Origin of the sequence: Paludibacterium denitrificans, assembly GCF_009707705.1 — a bacterium.
Taxonomy (GTDB): domain Bacteria; phylum Pseudomonadota; class Gammaproteobacteria; order Burkholderiales; family Chromobacteriaceae; genus Paludibacterium_A; species Paludibacterium_A denitrificans.
Map to the genome: position 1 here is coordinate 1,055,999 of NZ_WLYX01000001.1, position 20,378 is coordinate 1,076,376.

The window sequence follows — 20,378 nt, forward strand, 5'->3', positions numbered from 1 at the left end:
CGGTGTGCATGTCCATGCATCACTCGATAATGAGTTTGCTGATCAGCGCCGTCTTGAACGGCTTGTCGCTGTGCGAGTGGACATAGTCCTCGTCAAAAGCCTTGTTCAGGGCAGCCGTCGTCTGGTCCACCGTCATGCTCCTGGCTTTATCCGGGGCGTAGTTCGATAGCGAACGCAGAGCAATGCTGCGCAGAAGAGGCAGCTGTTCCTTGGTTTCGGCTTCTTTCTCTGCCGCCACCTTGATCACCAGATCCACCGCCAGATAGTGCGGCTGTGCGCTATCGGCCGGGTCGCGCAACATGACGATCACCTTGTCCACGGAAAGGTATTTGTAGACGGTTTTATCCTGAGCCACTGTTTCAGGCGCTTCGGCGGTGGCCTTGTGCTGCGGACCTTTGAGCACAAACCACGTAGCGGTGGCCCCGGCAGCAGCGACCGCCATCCCGAGCGAAACGGCCATTACCCATGTTTTTATAGTCATCGTTTTTTCTTACCTGTTACTCACTGGCCTGCGCGAGACTGAAGTGCGCATCGCCTTCTTGCGGTGACCGCGCCGACAATGCGCGGCCGGGCTTGCCCTGTTCCTGCTGCGGCGCCGGTTGCTCGCGTGATTGCCGACCATCACCAAATCCCTGTGTCCGGCTATCGGCAACCACCACGGCAACATCGGTGAATTGTCGCCCGGCCAAATCCTGACGAATCTTGTCGCTAATATGCTGTAACTGGCTGACCACCTCGCTGTTGCTGGCCGTCAATTGCACTTGCAGCCCGCAGCCTGATGCCGGATGGCGATCTCCAACGAGCCAAACATGGGGGGATCCAGCCGGATCACGGCATTATCAATGCCCTGGTTCAGCTGCACGCTGACCCGGTCGCCTAGTGCGGTCAGCAAGGTTGGAGCCCATTGCTGGGGAGCTGCGGTTGGCAGCTTGACCGGTACCCATTCCGCCGCAGACAAGGGCGCAGCGACAGCAGAGGGAACCAGCGACGCCAGTGGCGGTGCCTGCATCGCGGCCGTTTGGGGTAACTCCGGCACTGACGCAGGCAGAAGCTCACGCCGACTCGCCAAGTTGGCCGAACTGGCCAACTCCGCTACCGTCTGTTCCGCCGCCTTGCCCACTCCCGCCCACGGCGGCATGGCCATCTGACGTCCGGCAAGCTGGCTAAGATCAGGCGTTCCTGCCTTACCATCTGCCACAACCGCGGTCGGCGTGATGACTGCTACGGCGCGCTCATGCCCGGTAACCATGACAGCAAAGGCACATCGGCCAACGAATCTTCCGATGCCGACTCATCATGTCGTGCCGTTTTAGGGTTGGCCGAAGTCAGTGAATGGGCGCCCTCTGGCTCGGCTGATAGTGCTGATGCCACTTGCGGCATGGTCACTCGCTCATCGACCACCGCCACGGGAATCAGGGCAACAGGATCGGGCGGCTGAGCACCAGCCGTCTGCGGCACCTCCGCTACATCCGTCGCGGCTGAGTCCACAGGCTCCACCATCGCGACAGGCGCTTCCCCTGCTTGCTGATAAATGGCACCGAAGCGGCCATCTGCCTTTGTGCTGCTCCCGGCGACATCTTTTGCACTACAGGCAGACACTGGCCGACCAGCCGCCGGAGAATTGGCAGGCATCACGGCGCTCACACTGGATGGCGGCGTCGCGTGCGCGGAATATCGTGTTTCAATCATGCTGATGGCTATTCATCCTGGCTGGCATCGGTGGTCAGGGCATAAGCGATATACCCCTCGGCATTACGGCGTAACTGACACAGTTTTTCCGCCAGGTCTCTGGCCTCGACCGCACAACGGCGCGAGGCATACTGGTGTGCCAGCAGCACCTGAGCCACGGCATCCTGTTCTGGCTGGGTCAGGGCTGGTCTGGCTGACAGTCGCGTTGCCGTTACGGCTACCGCTTGTGCCGTGGCCTCCACCGTTTTCCAGTCGCAGTCATTCACCGCACGGATCAGGCGATCGGCCAATGTCAGTAGTCGCCGGGTATTAGCCATGCGCCGCTTGCATACCCAGCCAGCCCCCGCGGATCGTGGCCATCAACCGGGTGACTTCGTCGATCAACGACACATCCAGCTTCAGGCCCGCCTCATTCAGACGGCGGGCACAGTACTCGTACAAGCGCGCGAGGTTTTCTGCCACCTCACCGCTTGAGCATCCAGATCCAGCGAACTGGAAAGGCCGTTCAGGATATCAATGCACTTGGAAACACAACGCCCTTTGGCCTCGTAACGCCGTTGCTCGATGTGGGCTCGAGCACGCGCCATTTCTTCCAGCAGGCCATCCATCAGAAGAACCATCAATTGCACCGGCGAGGCCGTCGAGGTCTGCGCGTCCAGATTCACCGCGTGATAATCGCGATAGCCTTCGTAATCCAAAATCAGCCTTTCTTTGTTCAATTTAGTTGTTGGAAGATGAACCGGACCCGGCCAGATTGCTCAAGATGCCGGTGTTCTGGCTGATCAGCGACTGAATCGACTGCAGCGCCGAGAACTGCGCCAGATAGCGCTTGTAGGCCTGGTCGTACTGATCGTTGAGCACGCTTTGACGCGAGGTCAGATCCTTTTGCAAGCGCTGCACCGAATCCTGCCGCGTCTTGATCTGCCCGGAAGAAAAATTGAGCCACGAATCCAGATAGGATTTGGCGGTACCCAGCAATCCGGTCGTGGAGTTGCCACCCAGCACCTTGTCCAGCCCGGTCGGGTTGCTTGCCAGAGCGTTTTGTAACTTGGTCTGGTTGAGCGACAACGTGCCGTAGCGGTCAGCACTAACGCCGTACTGCAACAGCGTGCCACCGGCAAATGTCTGCCGGATGATGGTGTTGAGGCGGTCACGCAGTGAACGCACACCGGCATCGGAAGCAAACGCCGCCGCGGCTTTGCCATTAGCGGCATCGCCGGTGTCGGTCAGCTTGTCCAGCGCCGTTTTCAGACTGTTATAGGCATCGACAAACCCTTGTACATTTTTTGCCGTCGCACTGTTATCGGTGGCGACGGTAAGCGTCACCGGCGCCGTCCCTGTCGCCCGGGCCTGGCTAAACGTCATGCTGACGCCAGCGATGGAGGTATAGGTGTTTGACGCCTGCTGCATCTTGATGCCGGTGCCTTGGGCGCCCAGCCAGACGATGGAATCCTGCGCGGCAACCAAGGTATTGGCGGTGCCCAGCGCCGAAGCCAGCGTGCTATCGGTAACGCCCGAGGTATCCAGACTGATCTGGCTATTGGCACCGGTATGCCCGGCGGTCACCACCATTTGCGACACCCCATTGACGGTAATCACCGAGGCCGCCAGCTTGGCGTTCGCCGTATTCTGGTTGATGGCCGAGGCAATTTCCGCCGGGCTCAGTTGGCCATCGCCATTGGTATCGGCCGCCGCCAGATTGACGTTAAGGCTGGTGCCATCCGCCATCTTGACCACCAGCGTCCCCGCGCTGCCAACCGGAGTGGCCGCCGGAACGCCCTGAAAAGCCACCTGACTGGCCTGAGCCAGCTGTTCCGAGAAGAACTGATAACTGCCAGCCGTTGCTGTGCCGTTGGCCGTGGCACTACCAATCGCGCTATTCGAGAAGGTGGCACTTTGCGCCACGGCGGTCGGTTGGCCGGACAGCGTATTCAGCGCACTCTGAAAGACCTGCAATGCCGATTGCAAAGAGGTCAGTGCAGAGGAAGTCGTCTGTGCATCCTGTGTTTGCGTCGACAACAGGTTTTGCGTGCCCTGCGTATACGCCGTCGCCAGCTGTTGCGCCATGTAACTCGGGCTTGTCGTGGAGGTATCAATCATTGCCGGTCCCTTGCTTGAGGTTTTTCGGGGCTTACCTTGAAGAAAGGCGACCCGGTTCCGGCAAACCGCCAATTAGCGCCGCAAATAATCATGGCACCGTCCTCCGCAACCATACCGGGCGGCTAACTCATCCTGCCGTTTCTGCTCCCGGCCAGACTGCTCGCGCCGCAGTATTTCGCGCTTTTGCTCCAGCATCTGCGCCATCACTTCACTTTGCCGCGTTGCCTGCATCAGATGCTCCCGCGTCACGGCCATGTCGGCTTCATGTAATGCCAGATCCATTTGGTGCGAAGCCATCATGCTCATGACGGTCAGTTTGTAGCTGGCGCAATTGAGCGATAACGCAGGTGGCAAACTGCCGCTGGCGCCGCTGCCCTCACACAAACCGGCCATCCGGGCCAGATTTTTCTGGTAACGCTGGCGCGTAGCTTCCTGTCTGGCGATATCGGCGCTCAGACGATCCACCTCGCCCTGACGCAAGGCAGTCAGTTGGCTCAGGCTCTGAATCGTATGTTCGAGACTCATGCCACCAGTTCCTTCAGTCGGGGCAGCACATTCGCCAGTGGCGCGGATTCATGCATGCCTTGCCGCAAGAAGGCTTCGATACGCGGATACAGATCGACGGCGCGATCGGTCAACGGCGCCGCGCCCCGGACATAGCCGCCCAGCGGAATCAGATCACGTACCTGAGCGTAGCGGGACAGCAGATCCTTGACGCTGACGGCGCACTCCATTTGTTCCGGGCTGGCAATCTGCGCCATGCAACGGCTGATGGAACGGGATACATCAATGGCGGGGTAATGACCGCGTTCGGCCAACTCGCGGGAGAGCACGATATGCCCATCCAGAATCGCCCGGGCGGTATCGACGACCGGGTCTTGCTGATCGTCACCTTCGGCCAACACGGTATAGATGGCACTCATGCTGCCGCTGCCTTCGCCATTGCTTAGCGCTTTCCACCAATTGTGGCAACAAGCCGAATACCGATGGCGGATAGCCGCGCGTTGCTTAACGGCTCGCCCAGCGCCAAAGCCACTTCACGCCGGGCCATGGCGTAGCGGGTCAGTGAATCGACCAGCAGCAACACGTTTTGCCCCTGATCGCGAAAATGGGCGGCAATGGCGTGGCACAGTTCAGTGGCCCGCATGCGCATCAGCGGCGACTCATCGGCCGGAGCAACCACCAGCACCGCCTTGGCTAACCCTTCGGCGCCCAATGCGTGCTCAACAAATTCGCGTACTTCGCGGCCACGCTCGCCAATCAGTCCAACCACCACCACATCCGCCTCGGTATGACGGGTAATCATGCCCAGCAACACGCTTTTGCCCACGCCGCTGCCAGCAAACAAACCCACACGCTGGCCTTTGCCAAGGGTCAGCAAACCATTGATGGCCCGGACCCCAACGTCCAGGCTTTCACGCACGGGCTGTTTGGTCAGCGGGTTGACACTCGGCGGCTGGGGATTGAGTGGCTGCTCGCCCCCCCAATCGGCCACGCCCGTCAATCGGCTCACCCATGCCATTAACGATGCGGCCCAACCATGACGGGCCAATCAAGAGCTGATCCTGTTCATTACCCGCCAACACCCGCGCCCCGCTCATCAGCCCCACCGGCTTCTGAATCGGCATCAGATAGGTGATGTCCTGACGAAACCCGACCACCTGTGCATCCAGCCAGCTGCCATCGGCTTTTTCGATCTGGCAGTGCTGCCCGGTTTCCAGCGGACAACCGGTAGCTTCCAGCAACAATCCGGTGACCCCCGTCAGCTTACCAGTGAGCGTGGCTACCGGCACATCGGTCAGTTCCAGCTTACGCAAGGCGGCCGTCAGCATCAGGCGTGCTCTTTTCCATCTGGAGCCGAGGCCGGAGCATGCAATTGCTCTTTGACCTGCTCCATGCAGGATTCCAGCCGTTGTCGGCAGGCATCTGCCTCGTGATTACCCGACTTGACCCGACACTCACCCGCTTCCAGCGAGGAATCGGGAATCAGCGACCAGCGCGCGGCACGTTCCGGCGCCAGCTCATGCAAGCGCTGACACTCCTCCGGGTTGAGATACACTTCCACCTCGCCGTTCACGACCGGCATGGTCGCCAGCGTTTCGTCGACCAGCGAGAGCAACTGTACCGGCTGTAGCGCCAGTTCACAGCGGATGACCCGGCGGGCGACCTTGCCCACCAGCTCGATCACTTCCTTGTGCATCGCCGCCTGATAATCCGCCTGCAGCGTGCGCAAATTGGCCAGCATGGCATCCAGCGGACGGGCCAATTCTTCAATGGCAGCCGCCACCTCTCCTTTGGCCTCGTCGGCAGCCTGTTTCAGGCCATCGGTATAGCCCTTGTCAAAACCTTCCTTGTGGCCAGCCGCCACGCCGCTGTCGTAACCTTCGCGATAGCCGGTATCCATGCCTTGCTTGAAGCCCTTGGCCAGCGACGCTTGCCATTGCGCCGCATCGCCGGGCGCCGCACCGGTTGGCTCCGGCTTGGAGAGCGGGGGGAAACGGTAAGGACGAAACGGCGTCATTCCACGACATCCTCGGCAAACAGCTGCAGGTCGATTTCTCCACTTAGCGCCAGGTTGCGCACTTCCACCATGATGTCCTGTCGCACCTGATGCACCCGGCTGAGTGGAACCGGGCCGATACGGCGTACCTGCTCCTCAAATGCCTGCGCCTGACGACGCGGCATAGACTGCAACAGCGCATTGCGCACTTCGGGTTCCACCCCCTTGAGGGCAATCGCCCATTGCTCCATGTCCACGGCTTCGACAATGCGCGTCAATACCGCTTCCGTCTGCTTGCAGAGGATGTAGAAGTCGTACATGTTCGACTCGATCTTGTTCACCACATCCGGATCGTGGGCGCGTAACAGCTCGACCATCTGGGCGCGGTCGCCCGGCAAGCGGTTAATGATTTCGGCCGCCTGCCGCACCCCCTCGACATTGGCGCTTTGCATGGAAAGATTCTGCAGACAGCCATCCACCACCTGCTCCAGCTCCACCAGCAGCTCGCGCTCCACTTCGGTCAGTCGGGCGATGTTGATCAATAACAGGTCACGCCCTTCTTCCGGCAAGGCAGCAATCACCTGACTGGCTTGTGCCGAAGGCAGAAAACTCAAAAACACGGCCTGCATGCGCACATGCTCATTGGCGATACGTTCGGCCAACCATGCCGCTTAAGCACCCACTGCAAATGCGCCATCTTCGGGCGGATGGCATCACCGTAGATGTTGTTCAGTACGCTGCTGGCAATGTCACTGCCCAAGGCCAGATCCAGCGAACGTTTCAGATAAGAGCGCGAGGCACCATGCACGCCAGACTGTTCGCGGTATTCACTAAAGAACTTCTGAATCGACTGCTTGACGGCATCCACCTTGATGCCGCTCATGCGCGACATCACCTGCGTCACCTCCAGCAACTCCTCGCGATCCAGACAGCGCAGGACGGCGGATGCTTCGCTCCTCGCCCATACTCAGCAACACGATGGCGGCCTGCTCCACCGGCTTCATCACGGAGCTATTCTCTTGCTCAGCCATTACGCTTCTGCACCCACTGTTTGATCACTTCGGCCACGCGGGCTCTTTGTCTGCCAGTTTCTTCAGGTGATCCACCAGAACGTCCACACTGGATCCTTCCGGCGGCAAATCGTAGCTTTCCAGCAAAGGCACCACCGGCATCGACTCAAGGCGCTTGGGTTCAGCAGTGTCAGCCCCCCCTTCACGTTCCAGTTCTTGTTCGGTAATGGCCAATGGCGGGTCAATTTCACGCAACTCGGCTTCTTCTTGTCGGCTGTATCGCTGTTGCAGCAGCCGGATCAGCGGCCGTGCAATGAACAGGTAACTGAGCAACATGGCCAGCGCCGCGGCGGCATAGCTGCCAGCGCTCGCCAGCGTATCGCGCTCCATCCACCATGGCGTTTCCTCTGGCACCGCCGGGAAGCTGAGTGTTGAGACGGCCAGCACATCGCCACGCGCCGCATCAATACCCAAACCGTTACGCAGAATCTTGTCGATATTGGCAAGCTGTGCCGGGGTCCACCCACCCTTCGGCGCCGCCGCATTGTTCAGCACCACCGAAACGCTGAGCTTCTTCAGGCCACCGCGAGCGTGCTTGATCTGGGTGATATCCTTGTCATACGCGTACTGTCGGGTTGCCGCTTTCTTGCTGGCCTGTCCCGGTACGGCACCGGCGGGTGCAGAGGCATTGATCTGCAATGGCCGGTTACTGAGCGACCCCGGCACGCCCAAGGCTGGGTCGCCTTGCGGCTGAGCCTCGTCGCGCGTGGCTTCATTGGTGACTTTCGGCGCCTCGCCATAACGTTCGCGCGTCTCATCGATCTTGTCGTTGTCTGCGACGGCGGTGACGGTGGCCTTGAAATTGTTGGCCCCCAGCGTCGGCTCCAGCAGGTCCCGGATATTGCGCAACGTTTCGTCCCGATAGCGCGTTTCCGCCTCATCGGCCGTGTTGATGCTTAAGCACCATCACTCAAATCCACATGTGAAGACAAAAAGTTACCAGCCTGATCCACCACCGTTACCCGCTGGGGATCAAGGCTGGCCACACTGCCCGCCACCATGTTGATGATGGCGGCCGTCTGTTCTTTATTGAGCTTCTGGCCCGGCTTGAGATTTAGCACCACCGAAGCCGTGCTTTTTTCGCCATCGGCGGAGACAAACGAGCTGGATTTGGCAATGGACAGATGCACCCGCGCCGACTGGATCGGGTCCAGAGTCATGATGCTTTGTGCCAACTCCCCTTCCAGACCGCGACGAAAACGCACGTCCTGAACAAACTGGCTAACTCCTAACGGATCATTCTTGTCCATCAACTCCAGTGCCAGCTTACAATTTGGCCACCACGCCTTTGGAGGCCAGCAACATGCGTACTTTGCCCAGCGATGCTTCCGGCACCAGCACCTGTCCGGTATCGGGATGCAGGCGGTAAGGAATATGTTCGGCATCCAGCACGGCCATCATGTCGGCGGCCACGATTTTTTCTTGCGCACCAAATACCGGCTTGAAACCGGACTGGTCATGCCACATCCACATCATCACCAGCGCCGTCAAGGCCACGGCCAACAACAGAATGGGCGTTATCTTCTTGAGGAAAGAAGAGGAAAGCGCCAAGGCTGACGCTCCTCCATTGGGCTGCATACGTGCCCGGTCGATTTGATGGCAGCTAACAAGACAGGAACCTACGGCTAAATGCTTACAAAGGCATCTTGATCAGATCATCCACCGCGCCCATCACCTTGTTACGCACTTGCGTAAGCATAGTGAAAGACAGGTTGGCATCCTGGCTGGCCAGCATCGCGCCGACCAGATCATCACTTTGCCCGCTATCGACGGCCGCCATCTTGTCGGCAGCCTGACGTTGCTGGTCGTCAACCCCGTGCAAAGCCGCCTTGAACGTTTCGGCAAAACCAGCCTCGGGCTCCGCACTGTCTGGCGACACACTGGCTTAAACGGGATTGCAGCCTCTTGAGCCATTCCCGTCATTTCGCCACTGATACGGCCCAGATCGGTATGAATCAAAGCGGCCAATTGAATCGACATGCACTACTCCATCCAGTTACGGGGAAATCTCCCCGCGTCAAGAAACAGGTGTCACAAACAGAACCTGCGCCCCCTTTACCGAGCATTCCCCGTCACCATGGACGGTTTGCATTCCCGATTTCAGGAGGGGCCCTGAATATGCCGGGGGCAACATATCACAGGACAGATTATAAATAAACACCATATTAATGACGGCCATATTTAAAAGAACAATCCGATATAATCAGCACCAGACCTGCTACCGGTACCATGGCAAGCACTAGCAAAATCAGCTATCTCACTGTCCTGATTGAAGTTTTTATCCGGATGACAACGATTATTGATAGCGAACATGGAAAGCCATTGGCATAACCACTTGGTACAGGCCGAATCGTGGCTGCACGCGTATTGATAAGCCTTCACATGGACGTTGTATTTACACAACAAGTCTTGTTTTTATTATGTTTCATGAGCACCGAGGACTCTCCGGCTTACTTGCCAGCCCCCTGCAAGTTCGTGACGTACGGATTCCTCTGAACTGAACTCAATGCCTAAAAGCAAAATTATCTCAGCCTCCCAAACCGGCAACCTGACCGTGCTCGACCCCTGTTTACTGGGGCGCCCCACTCACCAGTTAGATCGCTTCGGGATTCAGCTACAAGAGACCCTCCAGCACTTTTTTTCACTGCGCTTCAACCGTCGCTACGGTGCGACGTTCCGCGTCACTGACGTCGCCCTGCATACTGACGGACCACTCGCCGAAGCCCGGCTCTGGCGCAGTTACCTTGACCCGGTTGGCCGAATTGCTTGCGCGCTGGATCGCGCACTACTCCTGACCGCTCTGGATTACCGCTATGGCGGCAGACACCGGGCAGCCATTCCCTCGAAACCGATTGATACCTCGATTCCCGAAACAGAAACCGAGCAACGCTTCTCCTCCATGCTGGCAAAGGGAATGCTCGGTGAGATTGCTTCCTGCGTTGACCGCCTGCACTACGGCAACGACCACCCCGTGCGTGGTGATCTGGCAGCGGTGCAGTTGGTAGCCCCCAGCCAGCAAGGGCAGATTGTCCGCATCGGACTGGAAGAAGAAGCGCACCGCGTCGCCGGTGAACTATGGCTGGCTCTGGATGCTGGCTGGATGGCGCATCTGTTAGCAGGGCTGGGGCAAAGAAGCCTTCCCGTCAGCACCACCGCAAACGAACCGGTACCGCTGGCCACCCAACTGCCAATCAAACTCACGGCCCGGCAATTGGAAATGTCCGTCCCCTTCGGCACGGTGCTCGACCTAAAACCGGGGGATGTCATTCCGGTACGTGTCAGCGAACAGGTGGCAGTGCTGGTCGGCGACTCACACCTGTTTCACGCGACCGTGGCGGAAGACAGCGGCAAGCTGTGGCTAACCTCATTTGAAGATGTGGAGTAACAAAGATGGAAACGATGGAACCGTTGAATGTCGATTCGCTACTGGACGATATGATCCCGGACAACACGCTCTCCGCCAGCGAGCCCGTAAGCGTGCCACCACGCCGCGACATGACCGCCATGCTGCGCAAAATTCCCGTCACCCTGACGCTGGAAGTCGGTTCGGCAACCGTATCGCTGCATGAGCTACAGTCGATTCATACTGACTCGGTCATCGAGCTGGATAGGTTGGCCGGAGAACCGCTACTGATCAAAGTCAACGGCGTTGAACTTGGCCGGGCTGAAGTGGTGGTGGCGGGCGAGAACTATGGCCTGCGGGTTGTCGAGCTCAACCCGCTGGATCTGGACTCGTTGGCATGAGCATCCGGTTTTACTCCCGTGCCGGAGCCACGGCATTGCTAATGCTACCGCTGTCGCATGCGGCACTGGCGGCGTCGATTCCCCTGCTCAGTGGCCCGGCTGGCGCAGGAGACTTCACAGTCAAGACTCAGCTGCTAATCATCATGACGCTGCTCGGGCTGTTGCCCGTACTGCTCATGATGATGACCAGCTTTACCCGTTTTGTCATTGTGTTGTCGTTGCTGCGTCAGGGGCTGGGGCTGCAACAGGGTTTGCCCAGCCGCATCGTTACCGGCATTGCCATGATTCTGACCATGCTGGTCATGCGCCCGGTCGGCACCGAAGTGTATGACAAGGCATTTGTCCCCTACGACCAGAACAAGATTGGATTCCAACAAGCGCTAGCGACCGCGCAGGTGCCATTGTCCCGCTTCATGCTTGCCCAGACCAGCAAGGCATCATTGGCCACGATAGCCCGGCTCTCCGGCGAGGCCAGTATTGCCAAACCACAAGATCATTCCTTTGTGGTCAAAGTATCCGCCTACATGCTTTCTGAATTGAAAACGGCCTTCCAGATCGGCTGCATGCTGTTTATCCCATTTCTCGTAATTGATCTGGTGGTGTCCTCGGTGCTGATGGCGATGGGGATGATGATGTTGTCGCCACTGGTGATCTCGCTGCCGCTCAAGCTGTTGCTGTTTGTTCTGGTGGATGGCTGGACCCTGACGGTCAACACCCTCGTTTCCAGCATACAGGCGTACTGATCATGGTAACGCCAGATACCGCCGTCGACCTAATCAACCAGGCCTTGCACATCGTCATGCTGCTGGTCACCGTATTGGTACTGCCGGGTCTGCTGGTTGGCCTATTAATCAGCCTGTTTCAGGCCGCCACACAAATCAACGAACAGACCTTGAGCTTTTTGCCACGCCTACTGGTCACGCTGGCAGCCATTGGCTTTGCTTACCACTGGGCGGCACAAATGTTGATGGATTTCTGTGTCAGCATCTTCGAACAAGCTTCCCATCTGGTCGGTTAACTGATGGAAGAATTGATCAAGGCACTACCGGAGCTGCTCTCTACCATCTGGTGGCCGTTCTGCCGGTTCATGGCTGCCCTCAGCCTGGCCCCCTTCCTTGGAGAAAACTCGGTACCGGTACGGGCCCGCATGATGATCGCCATAGCCCGGCGGTCATCGTCATTCCGGTCGCTCGCCCACTCACAGCCGTCGATCCGGTTTCTTTGCACGGCATCGTGGTTGCCATTGAACAGGCCATGATTGGGTTACTGTTCGGACTGGCGTTTCATCTGGTCAACGCCGCCATCATGATGTTTGCGTTTCTGGTGTCCTCCCAGATGGGCCTGTCTATGGCGGTGATGAATGACCCAATCAACGGCGCTTCGTCCGATGTCATCTCCAGCCTGTTATTCGTCCTGACTGCCCCGGTGTTTTTCTCCATTGACGGCCATTTGATCGTGACCAACGAAGTGTTCCACAGCTTCAAGGCATGGCCGGTAGGGCAAGGGCTGGACATGCTGTCGTTCAAAACACTGGTCTATAGCACCTCATGGATGTTCTCGGCAGCACTGCTGCTGTCTTTGCCCATCGTATTCTCGACCATGGTGGTACAGATCGGCTTCGGTTTTCTCAACCGGGCCGCCGCCACGCTCAATCTGTTCTCGCTCGGTTTCTCGGTGATCACGCTGTTCGGTCTGGTTATGCTGAGCTACCTGATCCGCTCCGTACCCGAGCATTACCTGCACATGACCGATCAGGTACTGACCATGCTGCACCAACAGATGGGAGGGGGCGTGGCTGAGACCACTTCTGGCGACAAGACCGAAAAAGCCTCGCAGCAAAAACTGCGCAAGGCACGCGATAACGGTCAAGTCATACGTTCGCGCGATGTCGCCACCGCCATTGGCATTGTGGTGGGACTCAAGCTGCTACTCATCGTGCTCCCCGACTGGCTACAGGCATTTCGTAGCCTGTTTATCCTGTCCCTCGCCAACCTGCACGGTGATGGCGGTTTCGATAACGCTTGGTCGATACTGTTCCCGGCCTCCCTCTGGCTACTGCCCAAGATGCTGTTACCACTGTTTGCCATACCGGTCTGCATCATCATCGGCTCGCTGATTCCCGGCGGCTGGGTATTCTCCACCGGACATCTGCTGCCTCGTTTCAATCGGCTCAGCCCGATCAATTTCTTCGAGCGCGCATTCTCTACCAAGAACGCCTCACAAGTCGGCATCTCACTGCTCAAATCGGTGCTGATAGGACTGGTGCTGTGGTATGTGGTGCAGGCAAACATCACCAGCTTCCTGCGTCTGCAGCGGCTACCGCTGGGTGAGGCCATTGTGCGCTGTGCCGATTTGACCCTGAACGCTGTGCTGCTGCTCAGCATGGTGTTTGTCGTGCTGGCCCTGATTGATGTGCCGTTGCAAGCGTTGCTGTTCCTGCGCGAACAACGCATGTCCAAGCAGGAAATAAAGGAAGAATATAAAAACAGCGAAGGCCGCCCGGAAGTACGTCAGCGCATTCGCCAGATTCAGCGCCAACTGGCACAACGCTCCATCAGAAAGGCCGTGCCGACCGCCGACGTGGTGATCGTCAATCCGACTCATTACGCCGTAGCGCTCAAATACGACGAAGAGCGGGCCGAGGCGCCCTATGTCGTAGCCAAAGGCGTGGATGAGATGGCGTTTTACATCCGTCAGCTCGCTACCGATCATCACGTGGAAGTCATTGCCTTGCCGCCGCTGGCCCGCGCCATCTACAACACCAGCCAGGTTCAGCAGCAAATTCCCGCTGCGCTGTATCAGGCCGTGGCCGCCGTACTAACTTACGTCTTGCAGATTCAGGCTTTCCGCGAGGGGCGTCGCCAACTCCAGCCTGACCTGCCCACCCATTACGCCATTCCCGAGGACTTCCTCACCGCACGCCAACCATGAACTCACTGACCAAACTTTTCTCCGATTTACGCCACCAGAAGCTGGTGACACCGATGTTCCTGATGGCCATCCCGGCCATGGTCATCCTGCCGCTGCCGCCGATGGTGCTGGACGTTCTGTTCACCTTTAACGTTGTACTGGCCATTGTTGTGATACTGGTCAGCGTCTCCGTCAAACGTCCTCTCGAATTTTCCGTCTTTCCAACCATCATCCTCGCCACCACGCTGATGCGGCTGACGCTTAATGTCGCCTCCACACGCGTGGTGCTATTGCACGGACACGAGGGAACCCAAGCGGCCGGTCAGGTCATTGAAGCGTTCGGCAAGGTCGTGATCGGGGGCAACTTTGTTGTCGGGCTGGTGGTTTTCGTGATCCTGATGATCATCAACTTTGTGGTAGTAACGAAGGGGGCCGAGCGGATATCCGAGGTTTCTGCACGCTTTACCCTGGATGCCCTGCCCGGCAAGCAGATGGCCATTGATGCCGATCTGAATCTTAAGCCCTGATCAACCAGGAAAAGGCGCAACAGCGCCGTCGCGAAGTGGCTACCGAAGCAGATTTCTACGGGGCCATGGATGGCGCGTCGAAATTTGTGCGTGGCGATGCCATGGCGGGCATCCTGATCTTGCTGATCAACATGATCGGCGGCCTCGCCATTGGCGTGCTGATGCACGACCTCAGTTTTGCCGAAGCCTTCAAGCAATATGCGCTGCTGACCATTGGTGACGGTTTGGTCGCCCAGATTCCCGCGCTGTTGCTGTCCTCGGCCGCCGCCATTATCGTCACGCGCGTCAGTGATTCGGGCGACTTCGAACAACAAGTCAGCTCGCAAATGCTGGCCTCGCCCACGGTGTTGTACAGCGCTGCCGCCTTGATGTTTGTGCTTGCCATCATTCCCGGCATGCCCGGCTCACCTTCCTCGGCTTTTCGGCTCTGCTCGCCTACGTTGCCCGGCGCGCCAGCCGCCACGCGCCAGCCAGGCTAACGACGATACCGCCGCGATTGAAACCGCCCTGCTCACCGATAGCCGTCCAGAGCTGGACTGGAACAGCCTGCCCTATGTCGATGTGCTGGGCATTACCCCGGGCTACAAACTGGTTGGCCTGCTCGATCCGGCACAAGGAGCCGCCTTGCAGAAACGCGCCAACGGCGTACGCCAGAGCCTGAGCGAAAACTTCGGGCTGCTACTGCCGCCAGTCGGCTTGCGCGATGACCTGTCGCAGCCCGCCACCCAGTATTCGATTTTGCTGAGCGGTAGCGTCGTGGCTCAGGCCAATCTTCAACCCGGCATGCTGATGGCCATCCCGTCACCCACCGTCTATGGCGAACTGGACGGTACGCCCGGAATCGACCCAGCCTATAACATGCCCGTCATCTGGATTCGGCCGGAACACAAGGCACAGGCGCTGGGACTGGGTTATCAGGTAGTGGATGGCGCCAGCGTCATCGCCACTCACCTGAGCAAAGTGATACGTGAACACCTGCCGGAACTGTTCCGCCACGATGATGTCGCGGCACTGCTCGCCCGCTTAACGACGCTCTCACCCAAGCTTGCTGCCGCACTGGAAAAAGCCATGACGCACAGTCAGCTCCTCAAGGTATTCCGCGTGTTGCTGACGGAAAATATCTCGCTCAAGGACATCGTACCCATCGCCAGCACCTTGCTGGAAAACAGCGAAACTACCAAAGACCCGATCCTGCTGGCCGCCGAGGTACGTTGTACCTTGCGCCGAGCAAATCGTCACCGGGCTGATCGGAACCAAACCGGAGCTCAAGGCGTTCAGTTTGTCGGAGGAACTGGAAAACATGCTGTTGGGCGCACTCAGCCGGGCGCAACAACTTGGCAAGGTAATTCTGGATAATTTCGCACTGGACCCACAGCTCTTGCAGCAATTGCAGCTCAACATGCCGGTGATTCGTGAACAGATGAAGCAACAGACAACACCGCCGGTGCTGCTGGTAACGCCACAAATTCGGCCCATTCTGGCCCGTTATGCGCGGCTGTTCGCGCCGGGACTGCATGTTCTGTCTTACAACGAGATTCCTGAACGCAAGGACGTTGCCATTATCGGCACGCTAGGCTGACTCGCGGTTTTCGGCCAACCTTAGCAAGGCCTGAGCGGCCACGGCAAACAGGTCCGGCGACAAGTTGTGCGCCACCTGTTGCCACGCAGGCACAGGCTCCGCCAGACGCCGACCGCGCACCGGGCCTTGCAGCAGCCTTAGTTGTACGGGCCGTCCGGCATACGTCATACCCGCTATCCGTTGACGCACCTGTTGCAGCGCGGTTTCCGTTTCGGCCACCAGCGTCAAGATAACCAGCGCGCCGGGGGTTGGCCGAAGACACAATAACAACCAGCCCAACCCTTGCAATTCCACTTCCAGCAACAGCGCCGTTTCCTCCTCCAGCCCATCAGAGGTAGCGGGCTCACTGAAACGCCCCAGCCCCGGGCGGATCGGCAAGCCTTTCCGGGCTAGCAACGGAAACCACCATGGCTCGCCAACCGGAGGTTGTAGCGGTTTGGCACCTTCGGCCAACCAGCGGCCTAGCGACATCCCCGCTTCGGCACTGAGCAAGCCGGAAGAAAAACGCCGATGCTCACTCTGCTCTCGCTGCCGGGCTCCGCCGATCAGTTGGCCCAACAGCAGCAGACGCCAGTTTTGCGCCAGCGACATGGGCTCGGGTCGTGCCCAGTGCAGCGCCTGCAATGCCTCCGGTTCCGGCCCGCGCGGCAGCAACGCACCGGAGGGTGACTCAACGGATGGCTCCGCTGCACGAATATTCAGCAACGCCAATTGCAAAGCAGGCAAAGTGGCCTGCACCCGCAGCGTCAGCACATCACTGGGTGACAAATCTGGCCAGTTCGCTGACAAGGACAACGACGCCCCCGTTTCGGTGCGGGCGCTCAGGGTGCCGTCGTCCATCGCCAGCACCGTCAGCGTCAAGGTTTGCCCAGCCGACCATTGCGGGCCATCATCGGCTAGTGGCCGTACAGCCGTCACGGCAGGCAAGGCCGCAATGAATTCAAGTGGCATCCACACCCCTCCTGACAAGAAAAAGCCAGCTTGCGCTGGCTTGATCGTCCCTAACCTTGAGCAAATTATTGCAACAAGGACATCACCATCGAGTTCATCGAACCCGACTGTTTCAGCATGGCAGTACCTGCCTGCATCAGCATCTGATGCTGAGTCATGTTGGCCGACTCGGTCGCGTAATCAACATCCATGATGCGCGACTGGGCTTGCTTGGTATTGGTCACTTCGTTGGACAAGTTATTGTAAACATGGTCCAGACGGTTGGACGCTGCACCAAACGAGGAACGCAGCGTGCTGACGGCATCAATCGCATCGCTCAGTTTTTGAATGCTGCCATTAGCGGCCGATGCGGTAGAAATTTCAGTCCCTGCGGTCGTAACGTTACCCGCGGTGTAGGTGCTGGTCGCGGCACTCAGCTTGGTGTCAACGGCGTTCAGGTCGGTCGAACCGTCGTATGCCATGGTTTCGGCCGTTGCCGCGCCGATCTGGAAATTAACGCTAGCGCCAAACTTGCCCGCAGCGGTACCCGTACCCGTGCCCGAACCACCCAGCAAAGCCTGACCACCGAACGAGGTGTTCTTCATGATGTTATTCAGTTCAACACCCAGCTGGTCGTATTCAGCCTGCATGGCAGTCTGGTCAGCCGTGCTGGCCGTGGCATCCGCCGCCTGAGTAGCCAAATCCTTCATGCGCAGAAGAATGTTGGAGGTTTCATTCAGCGCGCCTTCGGCTGTCTGCAGCATCGACTTGGCGTTTTGGGTATTTTGCATTGCAACCGTCATGCCACGCGATTGTGCATCCAGACGGGTAGCGATTTGCAGGCCCGCAGCATCGTCCATGGCGGAATTGATGCGGTAACCGGTACCCAGACGGGTCATCGACGTGGTCAAGCCCGATTGGGTGCTGCTCAGGGCACTTTGCGTATTCAGCGAGGCGATGTTGGTGTGTAGGCTCAGCATGCTATCCATTCCTTGATCGGTAGTTGGTATCACGGGCATCCACGACGCCCCTACTCATGAATAGCGACCAAGTTCTGAAAAATACGCAGCACAAATGTAAATTTTTTTGAAAAATGTTTGCCTGCCCGCACCAACAGCGCCCTCCGCACGGGGATGAGCTTTCCGCCAGCACGCCCGGAGGAGCTTAAGCAGCTCATCGACCAACTGACAGCAGGAGACACTGCCACATCAAGGCAGACGCTCCCATTGCCAATCAGCCCCAACTCACACCCCATGCGAGCGTAACCAGTCCAGCGCCAGCGCCCATGCCGACTGTGCCGCCGTTTTGTCGTAGCTCGGGCGGTAATCGGCATTAAACCCGTGGTTGACGTGCGGGAACACCACAATCTGCGAACCGCTGCTCGATTGCGCCAGACCAGCACGCATACGTTCAATCGCCGCGGGCTTGATAAAGCTGTCCTCGCTAAGCATACAGCCCCAGCACCGGAACCGTGAGGCTGGCGGCAAAATCGACCGGGTCCTGTGGCTTGATGTCGGACTTCATGCCTTCCAGCAAGCCGTAGTACGCCACCGCTGCCTTGAGTTGCCGGTTGTGCCGGGCGTAAACCCAGTGCTGCACGGCCGCCCCAGCAATAGCCGACCAGACCAAGATGTTGAATATCGCCGTGACCACTAGCGTGGGCAAACGCCACGGTCGCATCAAGATCGGCATTGACCTGCGCATCCGGCACCTTGGCCACCACCGTGGACATGATGGTGGCAATATCGGTCATCTTCGACACATCACCCTGACGGGCGAACAGCTCGGGAGCAATGGCGTAATAGCCCTGCTTGGCAAAGCGCTTAACATGTCCTGAATATGTTCATGCACGCCAAAGATTTCCTGTACCACCAGCACCACCGGATATCTGCCCGGCTTGGCTAAACATGGCCCGGTAGCCGGGGACTACACCATCCGCCACCGGGATGTACACCTCACCGGCAACCAGCCCCGGGAATCGGTTTTGATCGCCTGTGCCAATAGCGGGCTGGAAGCCGTGGCAAAGCCGGATGCCAGCAGGCTCACCACGAAGGTACGGCGCGACAGCCCGGCGGGTTCATCTGCCTTCTGTGGGTCTTGCCAATCAACCGGCTTGAGGCCGTATTCCATCATGTTCATGGTGACTCCTGACTAATTAGAGAGTGGAACCTGCGCGGCTATTTGTTGCGATTACTGCGCGCGCTGGGCTTGCGGGTTTTCTTGGGGGCTTTTTCTTCAGGCACGGCAGGCACTTCAACCTCCGGCGTTACCACCACTTCAGCGGCTGGCAATGGAGTTGGCGCCTCGGCTGCCGCCTTCTTGGTGGCTGGCTTGCGGCCTCCGCGGCCCTTGCGCGGCGTGGCGGGTTTCTCGGCCACCGCGTCGGTAACCACCGGCACCACGACTTCAACCGCTGGGGACGCTGAAGGCACTGGCGTGGCCACGGCAGCCGTCACCTCATGCTGCCCCGCCGTCGTACCATTGCTGCGATAGACGTAGGCACCGGATTTTTCGTCGCGGCCAAACTCCAGCAAACCACGCGCCTGCGCTTCTTCCAGCAGGTTGCCAAAGGCGCGGAAACCATAGAACGCCTCACTGAAATCCGGTTTGCGCCGCTTGATGGCTTCCTTCAGCACCGAGGCCCAGATCTTGCCGCTGTCGCCCTTTTCCGACAGCAACGCATCAAAGGTTTCCACCGCAATCTCGATCGCGGCGCGCTTGCGCGCCTCCATTTCTTCCTTGTGACGTTTTTCCTCATCCGGCGTCCGCTTGACGGATGGGTGGTTAGCCCGCGGATTGCGTTTGGCCGCAGCACGCTGGATTTCGCGCACCAGATCATCGTAAAAGATGAACTCATCGCAGTTGGCAATCAGCAAATCAGAAGTGGATTGCTTGACGCCGACACCGATCACCTGTTTGGCGTTCTCACGCAGCTTGGACACCAGCGGCGAAAAATCCGAATCGCCACTGATTATCACAAAGGTATTCACGTGTGATTTGGTATAGCAAAGATCCAGCGCATCCACGACCAGACGGATGTCGGCCGAATTTTTGCCGGACTGGCGCACGTGGGGGATTTCGATCAATTCGAAATTGGCCTCGTGCATGGTGGCCTTGAAATCCTTATAGCGCTCCCAATCGCAATAGGCCTTCTTGACTACGATATTGCCTTTTAACAGCAGGCGTTCGAGCACCGGCTTGATGTCGAATTTTTCGTATTTTGCATCGCGAACGCCGAGGGCGACGTTTTCGAAATCACAGAAAATCGCCATGCTGACGTTTTCGGGGGAGGAAGTCATGAGCGCTCCAAACCGCTGCGCCGCCCGGTA

The 20,378-nt window shown here is 58.5% G+C and carries 35 protein-coding genes and 1 pseudogene; 10 read left to right on the forward strand and 26 right to left on the reverse strand.

Annotated features, from left to right (window positions below; genetic code table 11):
* Window positions 1-19 precede the first annotated feature (19 nt).
* The 19 genes from GKE73_RS07060 to fliE form a co-directional block, all read right to left on the reverse strand.
* Window positions 20-481 (reverse strand): flagellar basal body-associated FliL family protein, encoded by a 462-nt coding sequence (locus GKE73_RS07060; protein WP_230369565.1) that lies wholly within the window; start codon window positions 479-481, stop codon window positions 20-22.
* 16 nt (window positions 482-497) lie between these two features.
* Window positions 498-755, reverse strand: coding sequence for a hypothetical protein (locus GKE73_RS07065; protein ID WP_230369566.1), 258 nt, complete (start codon window positions 753-755; stop codon window positions 498-500).
* The gene (locus tag GKE73_RS07070; protein WP_230369567.1) at window positions 752-1,198 is read right to left on the reverse strand and encodes a hypothetical protein; all 447 of its coding nucleotides are present in this window, start codon (window positions 1,196-1,198) and stop codon (window positions 752-754) included. The genes GKE73_RS07065 and GKE73_RS07070 overlap by 4 nt, the downstream gene beginning before the upstream one ends.
* Before the next feature lie 23 nt (window positions 1,199-1,221).
* Window positions 1,222-1,689 (reverse strand): hypothetical protein, encoded by a 468-nt coding sequence (locus GKE73_RS07075; RefSeq protein ID WP_230369568.1) that lies wholly within the window; start codon window positions 1,687-1,689, stop codon window positions 1,222-1,224.
* Window positions 1,690-1,697: 8 nt separating this feature from the next.
* Complete coding sequence (locus GKE73_RS07080) at window positions 1,698-2,006, reverse strand: hypothetical protein (protein ID WP_230369569.1); 309 nt, start codon at window positions 2,004-2,006, stop codon at window positions 1,698-1,700.
* Entirely contained in the window at window positions 1,999-2,130 is a 132-nt protein-coding gene (locus GKE73_RS22825; RefSeq protein WP_280954805.1) for a flagellar protein FliS, read from the reverse strand. The genes GKE73_RS07080 and GKE73_RS22825 overlap by 8 nt, the downstream gene beginning before the upstream one ends.
* Window positions 2,103-2,387, reverse strand: a complete 285-nt coding sequence (locus GKE73_RS22830; RefSeq protein ID WP_280954806.1) for a flagellar export chaperone FliS — start codon at window positions 2,385-2,387, stop codon at window positions 2,103-2,105. The genes GKE73_RS22825 and GKE73_RS22830 overlap by 28 nt, the downstream gene beginning before the upstream one ends.
* Window positions 2,388-2,409: 22 nt before the next feature.
* Window positions 2,410-3,789, reverse strand: a complete 1,380-nt coding sequence (fliD, locus tag GKE73_RS07090) for a flagellar filament capping protein FliD (RefSeq protein WP_230369570.1) — start codon at window positions 3,787-3,789, stop codon at window positions 2,410-2,412.
* Between the two features lie 72 nt (window positions 3,790-3,861).
* Entirely contained in the window at window positions 3,862-4,314 is a 453-nt protein-coding gene (locus GKE73_RS07095; protein WP_230369571.1) for a flagellar FliJ family protein, read from the reverse strand.
* Complete coding sequence (locus GKE73_RS25450; protein ID WP_376767413.1) at window positions 4,311-4,784, reverse strand: hypothetical protein; 474 nt, start codon at window positions 4,782-4,784, stop codon at window positions 4,311-4,313. The genes GKE73_RS07095 and GKE73_RS25450 overlap by 4 nt, the downstream gene beginning before the upstream one ends.
* Window positions 4,736-5,212, reverse strand: a complete 477-nt coding sequence (locus GKE73_RS25455) for a hypothetical protein (RefSeq protein WP_376767295.1) — start codon at window positions 5,210-5,212, stop codon at window positions 4,736-4,738. Before GKE73_RS25455 ends, GKE73_RS25450 begins: the two co-directional genes overlap by 49 nt.
* Window positions 5,205-5,621, reverse strand: coding sequence for a hypothetical protein (locus tag GKE73_RS25460; RefSeq protein ID WP_230369572.1), 417 nt, complete (start codon window positions 5,619-5,621; stop codon window positions 5,205-5,207). The genes GKE73_RS25455 and GKE73_RS25460 overlap by 8 nt, the downstream gene beginning before the upstream one ends.
* Window positions 5,621-6,310, reverse strand: coding sequence for a flagellar assembly protein FliH (gene fliH, locus GKE73_RS07115; RefSeq protein WP_230369573.1), 690 nt, complete (start codon window positions 6,308-6,310; stop codon window positions 5,621-5,623). Before fliH ends, GKE73_RS25460 begins: the two co-directional genes overlap by 1 nt.
* A complete protein-coding gene (locus GKE73_RS07120; protein ID WP_230369574.1) occupies window positions 6,307-6,951 on the reverse strand; it encodes a FliG C-terminal domain-containing protein in 645 nt (214 codons plus the stop codon). Before GKE73_RS07120 ends, fliH begins: the two co-directional genes overlap by 4 nt.
* On the reverse strand, window positions 6,900-7,193 hold the full coding sequence (locus tag GKE73_RS07125) for a hypothetical protein (protein WP_230371424.1): 294 nt from the start codon (window positions 7,191-7,193) through the stop codon (window positions 6,900-6,902). The genes GKE73_RS07120 and GKE73_RS07125 overlap by 52 nt, the downstream gene beginning before the upstream one ends.
* 151 nt (window positions 7,194-7,344) lie before the next feature.
* A complete protein-coding gene (locus GKE73_RS07130; protein WP_230369575.1) occupies window positions 7,345-8,208 on the reverse strand; it encodes a flagellar M-ring protein FliF C-terminal domain-containing protein in 864 nt (287 codons plus the stop codon).
* A 47-nt stretch (window positions 8,209-8,255) separates the two neighbouring features.
* Complete coding sequence (locus GKE73_RS07135; protein ID WP_280954808.1) at window positions 8,256-8,609, reverse strand: hypothetical protein; 354 nt, start codon at window positions 8,607-8,609, stop codon at window positions 8,256-8,258.
* Between the two features lie 16 nt (window positions 8,610-8,625).
* Window positions 8,626-8,910, reverse strand: coding sequence for a hypothetical protein (locus GKE73_RS22840; protein WP_280954809.1), 285 nt, complete (start codon window positions 8,908-8,910; stop codon window positions 8,626-8,628).
* An 82-nt stretch (window positions 8,911-8,992) separates the two neighbouring features.
* Entirely contained in the window at window positions 8,993-9,238 is a 246-nt protein-coding gene (gene fliE, locus GKE73_RS07140; protein ID WP_312854394.1) for a flagellar hook-basal body complex protein FliE, read from the reverse strand.
* A 627-nt stretch (window positions 9,239-9,865) separates the two neighbouring features.
* Here fliE and GKE73_RS07145 point away from each other — a divergent pair.
* The 10 genes from GKE73_RS07145 to GKE73_RS22865 all read left to right on the forward strand — a co-directional run bounded on the left by GKE73_RS07145 (window position 9,866) and on the right by GKE73_RS22865 (window position 16,119).
* Window positions 9,866-10,744, forward strand: coding sequence for a flagellar motor switch protein FliM (locus tag GKE73_RS07145; protein ID WP_230369576.1), 879 nt, complete (start codon window positions 9,866-9,868; stop codon window positions 10,742-10,744).
* A 5-nt stretch (window positions 10,745-10,749) separates the two neighbouring features.
* Complete coding sequence (locus GKE73_RS07150; protein WP_230369577.1) at window positions 10,750-11,103, forward strand: FliM/FliN family flagellar motor switch protein; 354 nt, start codon at window positions 10,750-10,752, stop codon at window positions 11,101-11,103.
* Window positions 11,100-11,846, forward strand: a complete 747-nt coding sequence (gene fliP / locus GKE73_RS07155; protein WP_230369578.1) for a flagellar type III secretion system pore protein FliP — start codon at window positions 11,100-11,102, stop codon at window positions 11,844-11,846. Before GKE73_RS07150 ends, fliP begins: the two co-directional genes overlap by 4 nt.
* Before the next feature lie 2 nt (window positions 11,847-11,848).
* Window positions 11,849-12,121 (forward strand): flagellar biosynthesis protein FliQ, encoded by a 273-nt coding sequence (gene fliQ / locus GKE73_RS07160; protein ID WP_230369579.1) that lies wholly within the window; start codon window positions 11,849-11,851, stop codon window positions 12,119-12,121.
* 69 nt (window positions 12,122-12,190) lie between these two features.
* Window positions 12,191-12,361, forward strand: a complete 171-nt coding sequence (locus GKE73_RS22845) for a hypothetical protein (RefSeq protein WP_280955140.1) — start codon at window positions 12,191-12,193, stop codon at window positions 12,359-12,361.
* Entirely contained in the window at window positions 12,358-14,034 is a 1,677-nt protein-coding gene (locus GKE73_RS07170) for an EscU/YscU/HrcU family type III secretion system export apparatus switch protein (RefSeq protein WP_280954810.1), read from the forward strand. Before GKE73_RS22845 ends, GKE73_RS07170 begins: the two co-directional genes overlap by 4 nt.
* On the forward strand, window positions 14,031-14,540 hold the full coding sequence (locus tag GKE73_RS22850) for an FHIPEP family type III secretion protein (RefSeq protein WP_280954811.1): 510 nt from the start codon (window positions 14,031-14,033) through the stop codon (window positions 14,538-14,540). Before GKE73_RS07170 ends, GKE73_RS22850 begins: the two co-directional genes overlap by 4 nt.
* 35 nt (window positions 14,541-14,575) lie before the next feature.
* Window positions 14,576-15,019: an FHIPEP family type III secretion protein gene (locus GKE73_RS22855; protein WP_312854395.1), complete on the forward strand. Its 444-nt coding sequence runs from the start codon at window positions 14,576-14,578 to the stop codon at window positions 15,017-15,019.
* Window positions 14,919-15,896 carry an FHIPEP family type III secretion protein gene (locus GKE73_RS22860; protein ID WP_280954812.1) on the forward strand — a complete coding sequence of 326 codons (978 nt, stop codon included), beginning with the start codon at window positions 14,919-14,921 and terminating at the stop codon, window positions 15,894-15,896. The genes GKE73_RS22855 and GKE73_RS22860 overlap by 101 nt, the downstream gene beginning before the upstream one ends.
* A complete protein-coding gene (locus GKE73_RS22865; RefSeq protein WP_280954813.1) occupies window positions 15,820-16,119 on the forward strand; it encodes an FHIPEP family type III secretion protein in 300 nt (99 codons plus the stop codon). The genes GKE73_RS22860 and GKE73_RS22865 overlap by 77 nt, the downstream gene beginning before the upstream one ends.
* Here GKE73_RS22865 and GKE73_RS07180 read toward each other — a convergent pair.
* From GKE73_RS07180 to GKE73_RS07200, 7 genes and pseudogenes are all read right to left on the reverse strand, one after another.
* Complete coding sequence (locus GKE73_RS07180) at window positions 16,111-17,070, reverse strand: hypothetical protein (protein WP_230369580.1); 960 nt, start codon at window positions 17,068-17,070, stop codon at window positions 16,111-16,113. The genes GKE73_RS22865 and GKE73_RS07180 overlap by 9 nt on opposite strands.
* Window positions 17,071-17,135: 65 nt before the next feature.
* A complete protein-coding gene (locus GKE73_RS07185) occupies window positions 17,136-18,029 on the reverse strand; it encodes a flagellin N-terminal helical domain-containing protein (protein WP_230369581.1) in 894 nt (297 codons plus the stop codon).
* Between the two features lie 264 nt (window positions 18,030-18,293).
* Window positions 18,294-18,500: a dienelactone hydrolase family protein gene (locus tag GKE73_RS22870; RefSeq protein WP_280954814.1), complete on the reverse strand. Its 207-nt coding sequence runs from the start codon at window positions 18,498-18,500 to the stop codon at window positions 18,294-18,296.
* Entirely contained in the window at window positions 18,493-18,648 is a 156-nt protein-coding gene (locus GKE73_RS22875) for a hypothetical protein (RefSeq protein ID WP_280954815.1), read from the reverse strand. Before GKE73_RS22875 ends, GKE73_RS22870 begins: the two co-directional genes overlap by 8 nt.
* Before the next feature lie 37 nt (window positions 18,649-18,685).
* Window positions 18,686-18,844 (reverse strand): annotated as a pseudogene (locus tag GKE73_RS25465) (dienelactone hydrolase family protein); the annotation flags it as partial.
* Between the two features lie 131 nt (window positions 18,845-18,975).
* Complete coding sequence (locus GKE73_RS07195) at window positions 18,976-19,188, reverse strand: hypothetical protein (protein ID WP_230369582.1); 213 nt, start codon at window positions 19,186-19,188, stop codon at window positions 18,976-18,978.
* Window positions 19,189-19,226: 38 nt separating this feature from the next.
* On the reverse strand, window positions 19,227-20,348 hold the full coding sequence (locus tag GKE73_RS07200) for an NYN domain-containing protein (RefSeq protein ID WP_230369583.1): 1,122 nt from the start codon (window positions 20,346-20,348) through the stop codon (window positions 19,227-19,229).
* Between the last annotated feature and the right edge of the window lie 30 nt (window positions 20,349-20,378).